The 15,899-nt window shown below is 70.9% G+C and carries 20 protein-coding genes; 9 read left to right on the plus strand and 11 right to left on the minus strand.

What is annotated here, in order from left to right; translation table 11 throughout:
• Positions 1 to 12: 12 nt before the first annotated feature.
• From OIE40_RS06245 to OIE40_RS06255, 3 genes are all read right to left on the minus strand, one after another.
• A complete protein-coding gene (locus tag OIE40_RS06245; protein ID WP_264701110.1) occupies positions 13 to 669 on the minus strand; it encodes a helix-turn-helix transcriptional regulator in 657 nt (218 codons plus the stop codon).
• 79 nt (positions 670 to 748) lie between these two features.
• A complete protein-coding gene (gene ppk2 / locus OIE40_RS06250; RefSeq protein WP_264701112.1) occupies positions 749 to 1,597 on the minus strand; it encodes a polyphosphate kinase 2 in 849 nt (282 codons plus the stop codon).
• 40 nt (positions 1,598 to 1,637) lie between these two features.
• Positions 1,638 to 3,065 (minus strand): DHA2 family efflux MFS transporter permease subunit, encoded by a 1,428-nt coding sequence (locus OIE40_RS06255; protein ID WP_264701114.1) that lies wholly within the window; start codon positions 3,063 to 3,065, stop codon positions 1,638 to 1,640.
• Positions 3,066 to 3,203: 138 nt separating this feature from the next.
• Here OIE40_RS06255 and OIE40_RS06260 point away from each other — a divergent pair, with 138 nt between their 5' ends.
• Positions 3,204 to 3,602, plus strand: coding sequence for a VOC family protein (locus OIE40_RS06260; RefSeq protein ID WP_264701116.1), 399 nt, complete (start codon positions 3,204 to 3,206; stop codon positions 3,600 to 3,602).
• Here OIE40_RS06260 and OIE40_RS06265 read toward each other — a convergent pair.
• From OIE40_RS06265 to OIE40_RS06275, 3 genes are read right to left on the minus strand one after another with little or no spacing between them, the layout of a single operon-like run.
• Positions 3,583 to 4,176, minus strand: coding sequence for an HD domain-containing protein (locus OIE40_RS06265; protein ID WP_264701118.1), 594 nt, complete (start codon positions 4,174 to 4,176; stop codon positions 3,583 to 3,585). The genes OIE40_RS06260 and OIE40_RS06265 overlap by 20 nt on opposite strands.
• Complete coding sequence (locus OIE40_RS06270; protein WP_264701120.1) at positions 4,155 to 4,544, minus strand: hypothetical protein; 390 nt, start codon at positions 4,542 to 4,544, stop codon at positions 4,155 to 4,157. The genes OIE40_RS06265 and OIE40_RS06270 overlap by 22 nt, the downstream gene beginning before the upstream one ends.
• 32 nt (positions 4,545 to 4,576) lie before the next feature.
• Positions 4,577 to 5,269 (minus strand): helix-turn-helix domain-containing protein, encoded by a 693-nt coding sequence (locus OIE40_RS06275; protein WP_264701122.1) that lies wholly within the window; start codon positions 5,267 to 5,269, stop codon positions 4,577 to 4,579.
• 162 nt (positions 5,270 to 5,431) lie between these two features.
• Between OIE40_RS06275 and OIE40_RS06280 the strand changes: the two genes are divergently transcribed.
• Entirely contained in the window at positions 5,432 to 5,698 is a 267-nt protein-coding gene (locus OIE40_RS06280; RefSeq protein ID WP_264701124.1) for a GlsB/YeaQ/YmgE family stress response membrane protein, read from the plus strand.
• 118 nt (positions 5,699 to 5,816) lie between these two features.
• Positions 5,817 to 7,157, plus strand: coding sequence for a dihydrolipoyl dehydrogenase family protein (locus OIE40_RS06285; protein ID WP_264701126.1), 1,341 nt, complete (start codon positions 5,817 to 5,819; stop codon positions 7,155 to 7,157).
• Between the two features lie 170 nt (positions 7,158 to 7,327).
• Here OIE40_RS06285 and OIE40_RS06290 read toward each other — a convergent pair whose 3' ends face one another.
• Together OIE40_RS06290 and OIE40_RS06295 are read right to left on the minus strand one after the other, a co-directional pair.
• A complete protein-coding gene (locus tag OIE40_RS06290; protein WP_264701128.1) occupies positions 7,328 to 7,675 on the minus strand; it encodes a tetratricopeptide repeat protein in 348 nt (115 codons plus the stop codon).
• A 5-nt stretch (positions 7,676 to 7,680) separates the two neighbouring features.
• The gene (locus OIE40_RS06295; protein WP_264701129.1) at positions 7,681 to 8,697 is read right to left on the minus strand and encodes an LLM class flavin-dependent oxidoreductase; all 1,017 of its coding nucleotides are present in this window, start codon (positions 8,695 to 8,697) and stop codon (positions 7,681 to 7,683) included.
• 71 nt (positions 8,698 to 8,768) lie between these two features.
• Here OIE40_RS06295 and OIE40_RS06300 point away from each other — a divergent pair, with 71 nt between their 5' ends.
• On the plus strand, positions 8,769 to 9,092 hold the full coding sequence (locus OIE40_RS06300) for a winged helix-turn-helix transcriptional regulator (protein WP_264701130.1): 324 nt from the start codon (positions 8,769 to 8,771) through the stop codon (positions 9,090 to 9,092).
• Between the two features lie 20 nt (positions 9,093 to 9,112).
• Here the strand turns inward: OIE40_RS06300 and OIE40_RS06305 are convergent, their stop codons facing one another.
• Genes OIE40_RS06305 through OIE40_RS06315 form a run of 3 tightly spaced genes read right to left on the minus strand, consistent with a single transcriptional unit; the run spans position 9,113 to position 10,969 of the window.
• On the minus strand, positions 9,113 to 9,802 hold the full coding sequence (locus OIE40_RS06305) for a M15 family metallopeptidase (RefSeq protein WP_264701131.1): 690 nt from the start codon (positions 9,800 to 9,802) through the stop codon (positions 9,113 to 9,115).
• A 32-nt stretch (positions 9,803 to 9,834) separates the two neighbouring features.
• Entirely contained in the window at positions 9,835 to 10,263 is a 429-nt protein-coding gene (locus tag OIE40_RS06310) for a TRAP transporter large permease subunit (RefSeq protein WP_319805205.1), read from the minus strand.
• The gene (locus OIE40_RS06315) at positions 10,169 to 10,969 is read right to left on the minus strand and encodes a siderophore-interacting protein (protein WP_264701135.1); all 801 of its coding nucleotides are present in this window, start codon (positions 10,967 to 10,969) and stop codon (positions 10,169 to 10,171) included. The genes OIE40_RS06310 and OIE40_RS06315 overlap by 95 nt, the downstream gene beginning before the upstream one ends.
• A gap of 48 nt (positions 10,970 to 11,017) precedes the next feature.
• Here OIE40_RS06315 and OIE40_RS06320 point away from each other — a divergent pair, with 48 nt between their 5' ends.
• The 5 genes from OIE40_RS06320 to map all read left to right on the plus strand — a co-directional run bounded on the left by OIE40_RS06320 (position 11,018) and on the right by map (position 15,890).
• The gene (locus OIE40_RS06320; RefSeq protein ID WP_264701137.1) at positions 11,018 to 12,025 is read left to right on the plus strand and encodes a FecCD family ABC transporter permease; all 1,008 of its coding nucleotides are present in this window, start codon (positions 11,018 to 11,020) and stop codon (positions 12,023 to 12,025) included.
• Positions 12,022 to 13,197 carry a FecCD family ABC transporter permease gene (locus OIE40_RS06325; protein WP_264701138.1) on the plus strand — a complete coding sequence of 392 codons (1,176 nt, stop codon included), beginning with the start codon at positions 12,022 to 12,024 and terminating at the stop codon, positions 13,195 to 13,197. Before OIE40_RS06320 ends, OIE40_RS06325 begins: the two co-directional genes overlap by 4 nt.
• Positions 13,194 to 13,994, plus strand: coding sequence for an ABC transporter ATP-binding protein (locus OIE40_RS06330; protein ID WP_264701140.1), 801 nt, complete (start codon positions 13,194 to 13,196; stop codon positions 13,992 to 13,994). The genes OIE40_RS06325 and OIE40_RS06330 overlap by 4 nt, the downstream gene beginning before the upstream one ends.
• Before the next feature lie 52 nt (positions 13,995 to 14,046).
• Complete coding sequence (locus OIE40_RS06335; protein ID WP_264701142.1) at positions 14,047 to 15,054, plus strand: ABC transporter substrate-binding protein; 1,008 nt, start codon at positions 14,047 to 14,049, stop codon at positions 15,052 to 15,054.
• A 68-nt stretch (positions 15,055 to 15,122) separates the two neighbouring features.
• Positions 15,123 to 15,890 carry a type I methionyl aminopeptidase gene (gene map, locus OIE40_RS06340; RefSeq protein WP_264701144.1) on the plus strand — a complete coding sequence of 256 codons (768 nt, stop codon included), beginning with the start codon at positions 15,123 to 15,125 and terminating at the stop codon, positions 15,888 to 15,890.
• Positions 15,891 to 15,899 lie beyond the last annotated feature (9 nt).

Raw genomic sequence — 15,899 nt, forward strand, 5'->3', positions numbered from 1 at the left:
CCGCGGCGCGGCTCAGGCCGACACGTCGGCGGGATCGAGGCGGACGTAGTCGGCCGAGAAGCCGTGCCGCATCCCCCACGACACCGCCTGGGAGCGGCGCATCACGCCGATCTTGCGGTACGCCGAGCGGATGTAGCTCTTCACCGAGTTCGGCGACAGGTACATGCCCTGGGCGATCTCGGCGTTCGACAGGCCCTGCGTGATCAGCGCGACCACTTCGCTCTCGCGGTAGGACAGGCCCTCCTCGCGGCCCGGCCAGTTGCCACCGGCGGGGTTCGCGGTCTTCGGCGAGGGGCTGACCACCACCTTGCCGGCGTGCACCTGCTCGATCGCCTCGACCAGCTGCCGGGCGGGCAGGGTCTTGGACAGGTAGCCCGACGCGCCCTCCTGGGTGGCGCGCTCGATCAGGGCGGGCTGGAAGTTCCAGGTGTAGATGACGGTTCGGCCGATCAACGGATTGTGGATGACGCGCTCCACCCGCGGCACGTCGCCGGAGTGGGTGCCGAAGCTGTCGAACAGGGCCACGTCGACCCGTTCGCGGACCTCACGCCCCGCGACCAGCTTCACCACCTCGATGCGCTCGGAGTAGTTGGCGAACATGTGGAGCAGCCCGGCCACGACCACCTCGTAGTCGTTCACCAGCGCCACCCTGATGGGACGTCTCTGCACGGGGCCAGTATTTCACCCTCGACACCCCTTTTCGTTTGAGTGCCTACACCCCATTCGGTCGGGCTGTGCACCCGCCCGTTCAGGAGTCGTCGTCCTCGGGGTCGACGTAGGTGTAGCCTCCGGAGCCGTCCTCGAGCTCCGAGGCGTGATCAGGCACCTCCAACTGCAGGCTGCGGTCGGTGCGCCGGTAGCCGGTGGACGCGGGGCGCTTGGGCAGCTTGAGTTCCTCGCGTTCGACGTGCTGGTAGGGCACCGACGACAACAGGTGGGCGATCATGTTGATCCGCGCGCGCTTCTTGTCCTCAGACTCGACGACGTGCCAGCGCGCCTCCGGTATGTCGGTGTGCACGAACATCTCGTCCTTGGCCCGCGAGTAGTCCTCCCAGCGGGTCAGCGACTCCAGATCGGTGGGGGAGAGCTTCCAGCGCCGCATCGGGTCGGTGAGCCGCGACTTGAACCGCTTCTCCTGCTGCTTGTCCGAGACCGAGAACCAGTACTTGCGCAGGATGATGCCGTCCTCGATCAGCATCCGCTCGAAGATCGGGCACTGCCGCAGGAAGCGTCGGTGCTCTTCGGTGCTGCAGTAGCCCATCACCCGCTCGACGCCGGCACGGTTGTACCAGGAACGATCGAACAGCTTGATCTGGCCGGCCGAGGGCAGGTGCTGGATGTAGCGCTGGAAGTACCACTGGCTCTGCTGCCGCTCGGTGGGGGCCGGCAGGGCCACCACCTGCGCGATGCGGGGGTTGAGGTACTCGGTGATCCGCTTGATCGCGCCACCCTTGCCGGCGGCGTCCCGGCCCTCGAAGATCACCACCAGCCGCTGGCCCTGCTGCTTGATCCATTCCTGCATCTCGACCAGTTCGGACTGCAGCCGGTGCAGTTCCGACTCGTACAGATCCTTGTCGAGCTTGGACGCCTTCGTCATGGACGTATCGTGCCGTACCCCGCGTCGGCCCACCAGAGGGTCAGTGCGCGGCAAGAGGCACCTCGTCGGACGGCTGCGGCGCGCGCAGCAGGGCGATGGCGACGATGGCCAGCACCCACACCGCCCCCGCGCCCAGGAAGGCGGGGTGCGAACCGGCGAGCAGCGCCGCCTCGGGGGACGCGCCGGCGTCCAGCTGAGCGTGGGACTGGGCGGCGAACACCGTGACGAACACCGCGGTGCCGAGCGCGCCGGCGAGCTGCTGCACGGTGCCCACGATGGCCGACCCGTGGGTGTAGAGCGGCTTGGGCAGCGAACCGAGGGCGATGGTGAACAGGGGGGTGAAGATGAACGCGAAGGACGCGCTCATCGCCATGTGGCAGACGAGCACCACCCACCAGGGGGTCTGCGGCTGCAACGTCGACAGCATCCAGAACACCGCGGCGATGACGACCGAGGCGGGCAGCATCAACGGCTTGGCACCGATCCGGTCGTACAACCGGCCCACCACGGGTCCCAGTACGCCCATCAGCAGGCCGCCGGGCAGCAGCATCAGCCCGACTCCCAGCGCCTCCAGGTGCAGTGCCCGCTGCAGCAGCAACGGCAACAGGATGATCGTGCCGAACAGCGCCATCATCGCCAGCGCCATCACCACCAGGCTCATCGTGAACGAGCCGTGGCGGAAGGCCCGCAGGTCGAGCAGCGCCCGCTCGCGCAGCCGGAGCTGCCGCCAGACGAAGGCCACCAACGCGACGCCGGCCAGCCCGAAGGCGAGGGCAGCCTCGGTGAGGGGTGCGCCGGCGTCCCCGATCAGGCTGAGCCCGTAGACCAGACCGCCGAAACCGATCACGGTCAGCGGGATCGACCACACGTCGAGGGGGATCGCGGCGGGCTCGTTGACGTCGGCGATCCGACGGACACCCAGCACCAGCATGGTGAGCGCGATCGGCACCATCAACGCGAACACTCCGCGCCAGTTGGTGAAGTGGAGCACCAGGCCGGACAGGGTCGGGCCGAGAGCCGGTGCCACCGAGATGACCATCGACACATTGCCCATCACGGCGCCGCGATGCGCCGGCGGCACCACCTGCATGATGGTGGTCATCAGCAGTGGCAGCATCACCGCTGTTCCACTGGCCTGGACCACCCGGCCGGCCACCACCAGCGCGAAGCTCGGAGCCACCGCGCAGGCCAGCGTGCCGGCCAGGAACAGGCTGATGGCGAGCAGGAACGCCGATCGGGTCGGGATGCGCTCCAGCAGCCAGCCGGTGACCGGGATCACCACGGCCATGGTTAGCAGGAAGGCGGTGGTGAGCCACTGCACCGTGCGCTCGTCGACACCCAGGTCGGTCATCACCGAGGTGAGCGCGACGTTCAGCGCGGTCTCGTTCAGGATCACCACGAACGTGGCGACCAGCAGGATCGTGATCACCGAGCGATCCCGCGCGGTGAGCCAGTGGCTGTCGGTCATGCGTCGCCGTCCCGTCGTCGTGCCGCCCCATCTCCGAGCCGGGCAACGCTACGGCGCCTTTGGGCACCGATCAAATCGGAGGCCGGGCCCGGCCACATCCTGGTCGCGCCGCCCGCCGATGCGTCTAGCCTGATCGCCATGTCGATCGCCATCTCCCGTTGCTTCGTGGTCGTGCACGATGTCGAACTCGCCCTGGGGTTCTACGGTGATCTGCTGGGCCTGCAACTCCTCAACGACGTCGCCCAGGACACCTATCGCTGGGTGACCCTCGCCGCACCCGGCCAGGAGGGGGTCGCTGTGGTGCTGAGCAACTACCTGGACGGTTCGCCCGCCGACATCGAGTCGGTGCGCGACCTGCTGGCCAAGGGGGCATTGAACGGGGTGCACTTCCGCGCCGACGATCTGGACGCGCTGTTCGACCGGCTGGTGGCGGGTGGCGCCGAGGCGCTCGAGCCGCCCACCGACCAGTTCTGGGGAGTCCGGGACTGCGCCCTGCGCGACCCGTCGGGCAACGTGGTCAGGATCGACCAGGGCTGAGCGATTCGAGCTCGGCGGTCAGGTTCCGCCGTGCGGCCGCCTCGCGTGCCGCCACCTCGGCGCCGTGGTAGATCGGCCGCGCCAGTCGCTGCAGCAGCCGCACCCGGCGCCAGGGGCGCCAGTCGGCGACGGCCGGGCCCAGCTCGGCCCGCAGGTCGCGCACCGATTCGGTGTAGCGGACGGGGTCGGCGCCGAGCACCCACAGGTCGGCGTCACACACCACCGCCCCGGCCCGATCGTCGGGGGACACCCGATGGTCGCGGGTGAGCAGCACCAGCCGCTCGACCTCGGCCACGTCGCCCTCGGGCAGGACGCCGGAGAGCAGGTCGCGGGCGAGCGCGGCCGAAGCAGCCTCGTCGATGCCGGGGCGGTTGCGATGGATCGCGTCGTGGAACCACAGCGCCAGCAACTCCGCACGCCCGGCATCGCGGTCGGCCGCCGCCGCCAGGCACTCGAACAGGTGCCTGCGGTCGTGGTAGCGCCGGTGCGGTTCGCTCCACGCCGCTAGCAGTCGCTCGGCGATGGCGCGGTGGCCGGACAGCGGCCAGCGACTCAGAACAGCCTGATCAGCCATGCCGCCAACCCCGCGCAGGCACAGGCGAACAGCACACTGACGAAGGTGCCGATGATGAACCGCTCTGCAGCGCCGGTCGAGGTCGCCTTCAGCTCGGGGTAGCGCGCGAAGCCCTTCAGCACCATCGCCACCGCCAGGCTCTCGGGCGAGCCGGCCAGCACCGCGGCGAACACGGCGAGCCGCTCGAGCATGCCGATCCACTCGCCGCCGCGAAGGGTGGCGGCCGCCCGGGTGAGCGGCGCGACGGTCTGCTCGGCCGCTTCGGGGTCGTGCGGCAGTTCGGCCGCCCGGGAACGTTCTGCGCGGCGGAACACGGCGAGTACCACCCGGCCGCCGGTCAGCACCGCGACCGCTGCCAGGGCGGCCACGACAACGACCTTCGCAACCACCAGCCAGGCCGTCACGACTCGACGCCCATCGCCTCGGCCAGCAACGAGCGGGCGAGTTCGGCACCGAGGCTCGACTCGGCCCGGCCGGCGCGGGCGAGCCGCTGGGACACCGCGGAGGGGCTGATGCCCAGACTGTGCGCGGCGGCCCGGCCGGTGCCCGCCTCGTCGAGGACGTCCATGATCTCCCAACCCTCCGGGGTACGTCTGCTGACCAGCGCACGCAGCATCACCAGGGCAGCCTCGGCTCGCTGCGTGACCCGTTCACCATAGGGGCCGGTTCCGACAGAACCGGGGGAGGCGGGGCCGGACGGCCCGGGGCCCGGTTCGGCGCCGGCGATCAGCCGCAGGTTCGCGGGGGAGGTGCGGGCCTCCTCGACGGCGCGGCGGGCGGCCAGGTAGGCGGCACCGCGGGCCTCCCGGGTGGACCCGGGCAGCGGCTGTTCGACGGTGCCCAGGCCGATGCCGAGGTGCCAGTCCGGCAGTCGGGTGAGGGTCAGGACCGTGGCCACCACGGCGTCCGGGTCGTCGGTGAGTCCCTGGATCTCGTCGCCGGCGGTGCGCTCGAAGGGCAGGGTGAAGGCGTGGCCCACCTCCTCGGCGAGCGCCGCCAGGGCGTCCGGCACCCGATCGGTTGAGCGGCGGCTGTTGCGCTGGTCCGCCGTCACCACGGCCCAGATAGTTAACGATCCATCCTTCATCTGCACATATTCAGTGTGAAGGCTGAACTATCGGGAGTCCAGTGAGTTGATAGGTCTTCACCCCAAGGGGTTGAGTGGCCGACCCAGGGCATCCCTGAGGGTGTCGCGGCGGTAGCTCGGCCTACAGTGGTTGAGGTACTGACTACCACGAGACAAGGAGCGATACTCATGATCGGTTGGGGATTCTTCGGTTGGATCATCCTCGGCGGCCTCGCCGGGTGGATCGCAAGCAAGATCATGAAGACCGATGCCCAGATGGGCATCCTGATGAACATCATCGTCGGCATCGTCGGCGGTCTGCTGGGCGGCTGGATCCTCAGCGCGTTCGGCGTCGATGTGGCCGGGGGTGGTCTCATCTTCAGCATGCTGACCGCGATCGGCGGCGCGGTGCTGCTGTTGTGGATCGTCGGCCTGGTCACCGGACGCAAGTCCTGACCCGAACACACGGCGAAAGGGCCGGCACCCGTCACGGGTGCCGGCCCTTCGTCATCAATGCGACGACGACCGTCGAACGGGTGTTGCCCGCGCCGCCGATGCGGACGAGAGTGGGCCGGTGACTGATACCTACGATTTCCTTGTCATCGGCGCCGGGCCCGTGGGCGAGAACGCCGCCCAGTACGCCGTTCAGGGCACGGACCTGACGGTGGCACTGGTGGAGTCCCACCTGATCGGTGGAGAGTGTTCCTACTACGCCTGCATGCCGAGCAAGGCCCTGCTGCGGCCGGCCGCGGTCGCGGCCACCAGTCGGGACCTGCGCGGCGTCCGGCCCACCGAGGTGGACGCCGAAGCCCTGCTCGCGCGCCGCGACTACTGGGTGAGCGACTACGACGATTCGGGACAGCAGTCCTGGGCCGAATCGGCGGGGATCGACATCGTCCGGGGCGAGGGCCGGGTCACCGGTCCTCGGCAGGTCACCGTCGGCGACCGGACGCTGACCGCCCGACACGCCGTCGTGGTCGCCACCGGCAGCCGCGCCAGCATTCCGCCGAACCTCGCCGGGGTGGCCCCGTGGGACAACCGGGACGCCACCGGCGTCCGTGAGATCCCCGAGACGCTGGCGATCGTCGGCGGCGGCGTGGTCGCCTGCGAGGCCGCGACGTGGATGGCCGCGCTCGGCACCAGGGTGACGATGATCGTGCGCAGCAGGCTGCTGGACAGGATCGAACCCTTCGCGGCCGACCTGATCCGCGAGTCGCTCGAAAGGTCGGGCGTCGAGGTGTTGCTCGAGGTGAGCGTCGAGGAGGCGCAACGCCCGGGCGCACTCTCCGCCGACCTCGGACGCCGGCACGGCGGACCGGTGTTCCTCACCTTGGCCGGTGAGGTGCGGGAGTTCGACGAGGTGCTGGTCGCCGCGGGCCGGACACTGAACACCGACGCCCTGCCCGATGGCGACACGGCCGAGACGCGGCCCGACTGGCTGCACCTGGTCGGCGACGTGTCCGGCGAACCGCAACTCACCCACTGGGGCAAGTACCGGGCCCGCGTCCTCGGCAACCGGCTCAAGGCCGAGGCGCTCGACCGCCCCGCGCCGGCGGTCCCCGACGGCGTCCCGGTGCCGCAGGTGATCTTCACCGACCCCGAAGTGGCCGCAGTGGGGCCCACGCTCGCCCAGGCCCAGGCGGCGGACCCGGGTGCGCGTGCGCTGGACGTGCCGATCACGGCGGCGTCCGGGGTCGGCCTGCTGATCGACCACCCGCACGGACAGGCCCGGCTGGTGGTCGGCACGGACGACCGCGTGCTCGGGGCCACCTTCGTCGGTCCCGAGGTCGCCGAGCTCCTGCACGCGGCGACGGTGGCGATCGTGGGCAGGATGACGCTGGACCAGCTCTGGCACGCGGTGCCGAGCTACCCCACCGCTTCCGAACTCTGGCTGCGGCTGCTGGAGGCCTCCTGACCCGAGCCCTCGGTGGGAACGGAAGATTCCGGCGTGCCCCGCCATGACGAGGAGGCTGAAGGAGGGGACCCACCCGCGGCATCCCGAGCTTGCCCCGGGATCCCGGACGGATCAGAGATTCCGGCGGCCCCCGGAATGACGAGGGCCGCCGGAATGACGGGAAGGGCGGCTCAGGCCAGGGCGGTGTGGTTGGCGGCGTGCCGTTCGTCGCCGGTCAGCGCCACCAGCACCCGGCGCATCCCGGCCGCCTCGTCGTGCCGGCTCTGCCGTTCGAGCACCCGCGCCAGCAGCAGGGTGATGTACTCGTTGGTCGGATCGCTCTCGAGGATGAGGCGCGCCTCGCGCTCGGCCAGCGGCAGGGACGCCCGCAGGTAGTGGGCGCGGGCCAGGTACTCGCGGGCATCGGTGTGCCCCGGCTGTGTCCGCAGCACCTTCTCGAACCCGTCGATCGCGGAGCGGTAGTCACGGGTGTTGAAGGCGAGCACGGCCGCCTGGAAGTCGTCCAGCGTGGTGGTCATGGGTTTCACTCCTTCCATCCCAGGTCGCGGGCGACCGCGGCCAGGTTCTCGAACAGGTGGGCGTTGTATTCCACGCCCAGCATCGACGGCAGCGCGAACAGCACGTAGTCCGCCTCCTGCACCGCCTCGTCGGCGGCCAGTTGGGCGGCCACCCGCTCGGGGCTGCCGGCGAACGTGGGGCCCGAACGGGCCGTGGTGCCGTCCAGGAAGCCGACGCCGTCACCGGTGCCGCCCTCCAGGCCGAAGTACTGCCGGTCCTCGTCGGTGGTGATCGGGAACACGCTGCGGGTGACCGCGGCCTGCCCGCCGGTCCCACCGGCGGCGGCGAACGCCGCACGATAGTCGCGGACCTGGTCGGCCTGCTGGATGTGGAACGGACGCCCGTCGTCGGCCAGCAGCAGCGTGGACGACAGCAGGTTGTAGCCCTCCTGTCCGGCCCACACCCCGGTGGCGTGCGATCCGGCGCCCCACCAGATCCGGTGCGCAAGGCCGGGGGAGACCGGCGAGATCGGCAGGTCCGGCCCACGGCCGGAGCTGACGGCGCGCTGGGACCGGGCCACCGGCCCGCCCCCGATCGCGCGGCGGAACAGCTCCGCCCGCCGGCGCGTCACGCGTCCCCAGTCCTCACCCTCGGCGAGGGTGTAGCCGAACGCGGCCTGCCCGTCGGCGGCAGGCTCGGGCGATCCGCGACTGATCCCCAGCTGCAGGCGTCCGGCACTGATCAGGTCCGTGGCCGCGGCCTCCTCGGCCAGGTACAGCGGGTTCTCGTAGCGCAGGTCGACCACGCCGGTGCCCACCTCGATCCTGGACGTCCGCGCGGCCATCGCCGCCAGCAGCGGGAACGGTGCGGACAGGCTGTGGTCGAAGTGGTGCACCCGCAGCCAGGCGCCGTCCAGGCCCGCCGCCTCGGCGGCCTCGGCCAGGCCGATGTGGTCGCGCAGCGCTGCCCCGGGCGTCCGGACCCGCGAACCGGGAACGTCGCGGTGGTGCCCGAAGGACAGGAAGCCGATCTTCTTGGTCACGATGAGGTTCCTTCGTCGAGTGGTATCGTCACTATGAACACCATAGTTGCTTGGTTATTCCAAGGGGAGTCATGGACGACGAGTGCGCCGCCATCGAGACGGCGTTGGCGGTGCTGGGCCGGGCCTGGGCCGCAGCCACGCTCAAGGCGATGCTGTCCGGGGCGGAGCGGTTCTCGGAGATCCGGCGCGGACTGCCCGGGATCACCGACGCCGTGCTCTCCACCCGGCTCAAGGAGCTGTGCGAGGCGGGCATGGCACAGCGGCTCGTGGAGCCAGGCCCGCCGGTGGTCGTCCGCTACCGGCTGACCGCCGCCGGGCGGGACGTCGAGCCGGTGCTGGCCGCCCTGGTGTCGTTCGGGCGCCGGCACGGTGGCCACCCGGCGCCGACCGGCTGAGCGAGCCTGGACAGCGGCCGTCAGGCGACGTCGTGACCGCCGCTCGGGTCCGGCCGGGCGGGCAACTCGACGGGCCCGTACCGGGCCGCTCGGGCCCCGGTGCCGAACGCCCAGTACCGCTCGCCGTAGGACCAGTGCCACCACTCGGTCGGATAGTTGACCAACCCGACGTCGGTCAGCGCGCCGACCAGGACGGCCCGGTTGGCCGCGCCGGGCTGGGGAACGGCGGCAGCGGTGAAACAGCCGCCCGAACTCTGCTCGGGGGTTGCGTCGAGGGCGGTGCCGAGATCCAGTTCGACCCCGGCGGCGTCGCACAGGGTCAGGTCGACCGCGCCGCCGGTGCAGTGCGGCGCCACGTCGGGCGGGGCAACCCAGCGACTCGCCAGGCGGTAAAGCCGGTCGGCGGACAGGTCGGGGTGGTGCGCCAGGAGCTCGGATCGATAGCCCTCCCAGTAGCGGCGTTGCCGAGTGGGGGAGCGGAAGCCCTCGACGACCAGCAGGTCGATGCCCGCCGGCAGGGACGCCGCCGCCGCGGCCAGCCGGTCGGCGAGCGCCGCGCGGACGAAGCGCCAGGCACCACCGGGGGACGCCTTGCGGGGGTCGATCCGGACGCGATCGACCCCGGCCAGGTCGACCAGCGGCTCACCGGTCTCGAGCACGGGGACGGCCACCACCCGCGGGTCGCTGATCAGCACGATGTGCGAGTCCACGCCGCGATTGTCTCAGTCGCCGACGGTCGCCGTCACAGCGGGCGTCGCGCCGGCACGCCCGGCGCGAAGGATTCCGCCGGGCTCAGCAGTAGGTGGCGCCCCCGAGTTCCTCGTCCTCGGATGATAAGCAGCATGCCGATCAGGGCGAGGAAGAACGGCATCAACGGTGTGATGACGTCCTCGACCTTGAGCCCAGCCGTCCTGGCACCGACGTACAGCACCGGTGCCGACGGCGGGGAGATCACCGCGATGCACATGGTGAAGACCATCAGCACGCCGAAGTGGATCGGACTGATCCCGTACTGGATGGCGATCGGACTGAAGCGGTACCCGGTGCAGGCGCCGCGCTGGAGGGCGTCGGGCGGGTCAGGCCTTCCAGAAGCCCGAAAAGGTGATCCGGTCCTTGGCCAGCCCGGCCCGGCACAACGCCCGCCGGCCACGGGTGGCCAGGCTCGATTCACCCACGACGAACGCGTAGGCGTCGTCGCGGGGCGCGTCCAGTTCGGCCAGCGCCTGCAACGCGCAGGCGCCGACGCAGTCAGTGCTGTCGTTGCGGGCCAGCACGCACACCCGGACGCCGGGCGGCGCCTGCACCGGCGCAGCGTCCTCGGGGGCAGGCACCTCGATGATGGCGGTGCCCACGGCGTCCGGCGGCAGGTCACGCAGGATGCCCCGCACGGCGGGCAGGCCGCTCTCGTCGGCCACCAGCAGGTACGACGAGGTGCCCGCCGGCGGATCGAACAGCACCCCCTGGTCGAGGATGCCCACCGGGCTGCCGGGCCGCGCGGACGACGCCCAGCCGGCGACCCCGCCCAGGCGTCCGTCGTTCCAGTGCAGCACGACGTCGATGTCCAGCTCGGCGTGATCGTCGAAGCGCCGGTAGCCGGCCACGGTGTAGTTGCTGCAGTGCGGTCGCTTGTCGTCGGGGATCGCCAGGTACGACTTCCACCACAGCCGGCCGGACACGTCGGGCAGCTGCAGGTCGGTGGTGTCGCCCAGCGGGAAGAAGAGCCGGAACCAGTGGTCGAGGCCGCGCCAGTCGAAGCCGGCCAGTTCGGCCGACGCGATCGTCACCCGCTGGAAAGAAGGGGAGAGCCGGGTCGATCTCACGACCTCGGCGGTGAACATCCGCGGGTCGCTGGGCATCAGGCGTGGGTAGGTGGCCATGCATCGTCCTTCGAAGCGTTAGGTTAGGCTAACCATAAGTCATCGCCGGTGTTCGCTGCCACGCATCCGGCGAGACTCAACACCCTGGCCCTGCTGGGCGTTGCACTGCTGGCGGCCGTCCTGGCCAGCCTGGCCCTGGGCAGCAATCCGATCTCCGTGGCGCAGGTGCTGCAGGCGCTGCTCGACCCGGCGTCCGACCCTGACGCGGTGGTGTGGGGTTCGCGGGTTCCGCGCACGCTGGTCGGGTTGCTGGTCGGCGCCTGCCTCGGGGTCGCGGGCACGATCATGCAGGGCCAGACCGGCAACCCGCTGGCCGATCCGGGCCTGTTCGGGGTATCCAGCGGCGCGAGCCTCGCGGTGGTGCTCGGCGCCTACCTGCTGGGTCACGACTCGATGAGCGTGTCGCTGCTGCTCGCGATGGCCGGGGCGCTGGTGGCCAGCGTGCTGGTCTTCGGGGTGGCGTCGTTGAGCCGCGACCTCGCCAATCCGGTGCCGTTGGCGATCGCCGGGACGGCGGTGAGCGCCCTGTTGAACGCGGTCATCTCGTTCCTGGTGCTGACCAATGCTAGCTCACTGGAGGCGTACCGGGTGTGGGTGGTCGGCTCGCTGGGTGGCCGTGGGCTCGAGGGCCTGTCACTGGTGCTGGTGCCGGCACTGGCCGGGCTGGTGCTGGCACTGGTCAACGCCCGGTCGCTGAACAGCCTGACACTGGGCCTCGACCTGGCCCGCGGCCTGGGCGAGACGGTGTGGCGGGCACGGCTGGTCGGGCTCGGCGCCATCACCCTGACCACCGCCAGCGCGGTGGCGGTCGCCGGACCGTTGGGGTTCATCGGGCTGACCGCGCCGCACGTTGGGCGTGCACTGGTCGGCGGCAACCACTATCGGCTGCTGCCGGCGTCCGCTCTGGTGGGGGCGGTGACCCTGCTCGCCTGCGACGTGATCGGCCGGCTGATCGGCGGCGGGCAGGCCGAGGTGCCGGTCGGCGTCGTGCTGGCCGTGCTCGGCGGCGTCGCCTTCGTCGCCATCGTCCGCCGCGCCAAACTGGCGGCGATGTGACGGGGCAGGGCGAGGCGGCGCTGGACCGCGAACAGGGCACCCGCGCGACAGCCGAACCGGGGGAGCGGACCCCGGCCGGGCCCGTGGGGACGGCGGCGCTGCCGTCCACCGGTGGCCGACCCCCGACGTCCGGGATCGACCTCGGAGTGATCGCGCTGCCGTGGCGGTGGCGCGTGCTGGCCGTCACCTTGGGCTGCGGCGTGCTGGTGCTGGCCGCGTTCACCGTCGGCATCGCCGCCGGGTCGTCACGGATGGGCGTGCTGGACGTATGGAGCACCCTGCTGGGCGGCGGCACCCAGACCCTGCAGTTCATCGTGTTCGAGCTGCGGCTGCCGCGGGCCTGCGTCGCGGTCGGGGTGGGCCTGTGCCTGGGCTTGGCCGGTGCGCTGACCCAGACCTTCTCCCGCAACCCGCTGGCCACCCCCGACATCCTCGGCGTCACCTCGGGGGCGTCCGCCGGGGCGGTGGTCGCCATCGTGCTGGGTGGTGGCGGCTACTCGGTAGGCGCCTCGCTGCTCGGCGTGGGCATTCCCGCGGTCGCGATCATCGGCGGCCTGCTCGCCGCGGCGGCCGTGTACGGACTGTCCTGGCGGCAGGGGGTGGACAGCTTCCGGCTGATCCTGATCGGCATCGGCCTGACCGCGATCCTCGGCGGGCTGACCAGCTTCCTGCTGGTGCGCGCCCAGCTCACCCAGGTCACCGCCGCCACCCAGTGGATGGTGGGCAGCCTCAACGGCGTGTCGTGGGCGAGCCTGTGGCCGATGGTGGTTGTGCTGGCCGTCCTGCTGCCCTTCGCGCTCACCCAGTCGGCGCCGCTGGAGATCAACCAGCTGGGCGACGACTTCTCGACCGGCCTGGGGGTGGCGGTGCAGCGGCACCGAATGCTGGTCATCGCCACCTCGGCGGTGCTGGCCGGGGTGGCCGTCTCCGCCGCGGGCCCGGTCGAGTTCGTGGCCTTCGTGGCACCCCAGGTGGCGTGCCGGCTGGCCCGCACCGCGCGTCCGCCGCTGATCGCCTCGGCGTTGGTCGGGGCCGCTCTGGTGCAGCTGTCCGACGTGGCGGCACGGGTCGCGTTCGGCACCGAGGTGCCGGTCGGCATCGTCACCGCCATCGTCGGCGCCCCGTACCTGATCTGGCTGATCACCCGTCACAACCGCAAGGAGCGTCGATGACCGATTCCGCGTTGCTGGCCGACCGGGTCACCCTCGGCTACGACCAGGTGGAGGTCTTCCGTGACCTGACCGTCGAGGTCCGGCAGGGCAGCGTCACCGCCCTGATCGGCGCCAACGGCTGCGGGAAGTCGACCCTGTTGAAGGCGTTCGGACGCCTGCTGCAGCCCACTCGGGGCAGCGTCGGATTGGCGGGGACGCCGATCCGCAGCCTGTCGGCACGCGAGGTGGCGAGGCGGCTGGCGATCCTGCCGCAGAAACCCCTGACGCCCGCCGCCACCACCGTGCGCGACCTGGTGATGCGTGGCCGCCACCCCCACCAGACGCTGCTGCGACCGTGGACGGCCACCGACGCCGCCGCCGTCGAGCGCGCGATCGCCGCCACCGGGATGACCGAACTGGCCGACCGTGAGGTCGACGCGTTGTCCGGCGGGCAGCTGCAGCGGGCCTGGATCGCGCTGGTGCTGGCCCAGCAGACCCCGGTGATCCTGCTCGACGAACCCACCACGTTCCTCGACCTGAGTCACCAGCTCGAGGTGCTGCGGCTGGTCCGCCGGATCAACGCCGAGCAGGGCAGCACGATCGTGATGGTGCTGCACGATCTCAGCCTGGCCGCCCGGTTCTCCGACCGGCTGATCGTGCTGCACGAGGGCCGGGTGTTCGCCGACGGCGAGCCGTGGGAGGTGATCACCCCCGAGGTGCTCGCGACGGCCTTCGGGCTCGAGGCGCTGGTCATTCCCGATCCGGCGTCCGGACGGCCGCTGGTGGTGCCGCTCGACCCCACCGACGTGCCTTCCTGACGTCCGCCGAGACGAGTGCGCACGACGAGTTAGGTTAGGCTAGCCTTCCTGCATGATCATGAAGTCTCGACTGCTGGTGGCGGCCGTGCTGGCGCTGCTCACCCTGGCCGCCTGCAGTTCCACCGGAACCCCCGCCGCTTCGTCGTCCGCCACCCAGTCGGCCGTTGCCGACACCGGCTGGAGCTACACCGACGACACCGGCAAGACCGTCACCCTCGCGGCGCGTCCCGAGCGCATCGCCGGCTTCGCCGACCAGATGCTGACCCTGCTCAGCTACGGCATCCGCCCGGTCGCAATCTTCGGCCGGGTCGATGTGGCGTCGGATCCCCGTTTCGCCGACTACGACCTGACCGGGATCGAGATCGTCGGCAACGCCTACGGCGAGATCGACCTCGAGGCGTTGGCCGAGGCGCAGCCCGACCTGATCGTGTCGGCGGTCTACCCGTCCGACCGCGAGGGCACCGTCGATTCCACCTCGCCCTACTACGGCATGAAGGATCTCGAGCAGCAGGGCAAGATCGAAGCGATCGCCAAGGTGATCGCGGTCAAGGTCGGCGGAACCGGACTCGGTCTGATCGAGAGCAACGCCAAGGTTGCGCTCGCGCTCGGCGCCGAGCAGGCCACCGTCGACGCCGCGAAGGCGACCTTCGACACCGCGGCGGCCAACCTCACCAAGGTGGCCGCCGAGCACCCGCTCGAGGTGACCGTGATGTACGCCGACGCCGACGGCATCTACCTGGTGAAGCCCGAAGACGAGCCGCAGACCGAGCTGTACAAGAGTCTCGGCGTCAAGCTGACCGAGCTCGACCCCGACGGCGCGTACTACTGGGACATCTACAGCTGGGAGAACGCCGGCAAGGTGATGGGCGGCGACATCATCCTGCTGTCCAACGAGGGCTACCAGATCGAGGACCTGAAGAAGCAGGCCACGTTCGCCACGCATCCGGCGCTGGTCGCCGGGCAGGTGCACTCCAACCCCTACGTCGCCATGGATTACGCCGCCCAGGCCAAGACCATGGATCAACTCGCCGCCTGGCTGTCCGAGTCGCAGGACGTCTAGGGTCCAGCACCCGGCGACCAGGCCCCGGGGGCGTCCGTTTCGTTCGGACGCCCCCTACGCTGTGCCGCGTGGCGATCGAACTGCTCAATCCCCGGCAACTGGACGAGATGCGGCCCGCCGGCCGCTTCGTCGCCGAGGTGCTGTCCGCGCTGGCCGAGGCGGCCAAGGTCGGGGTCGACCTGCTCGACCTGGACGCCCTGGCGCACCGGATGATCCGCGAGCGCGGCGCGACGTCGTGCTACATCGACTACGCACCGTCGTTCGGTCGCGGACCGTTCGGCAAGGTGCTGTGCACCAGCGTCAACGAGGCCGTCCTGCATGGCCTGCCGCATCACTACCGGCTGGCCGACGGCGACCTGCTGAGCCTCGATTTCGCGTGCAGTGTGGACGGCTGGGTCTGCGACTCGGCGCTGAGCCTGAACGTGGGGACGCCGCGGGCCGAGGACCAGAAGCTGATCGAGGCCACCCAGGTGGCGCTCTCCAGGGCCATCGAGGTGGCCAGGCCCGGCAACCGGGTCGGCGACCTGAGCGCGGCCATCGGTGCGACGGCCCGCGAGTACGGCTACCTGGTGAACACCCAGTTCGGTGGCCACGGCGTGGGCCGCACCATGCACGGCGACCCGCACATCTCCAACGACGGACGCGCCGGCCGCGGCTTCCCCCTTCGCCCCGGCCTGGTGATCGCCATCGAACCGTGGTTCCTGGCCGGCACCGACGAGATCAAAATGGCCGACGACGGCTGGACGATCGTCTCGGCCGACGGCTCCCGAGGTGCACACAGCGAGCACACCATCGCCATCACCGAGGGCGACCCGATCGTCATGACTGCCCGCTGACCGCCGGCC

It is taken from the genome of Micropruina sonneratiae, from assembly GCF_025972045.1.
Lineage (GTDB): Bacteria > Actinomycetota > Actinomycetes > Propionibacteriales > Propionibacteriaceae > Micropruina > Micropruina sonneratiae.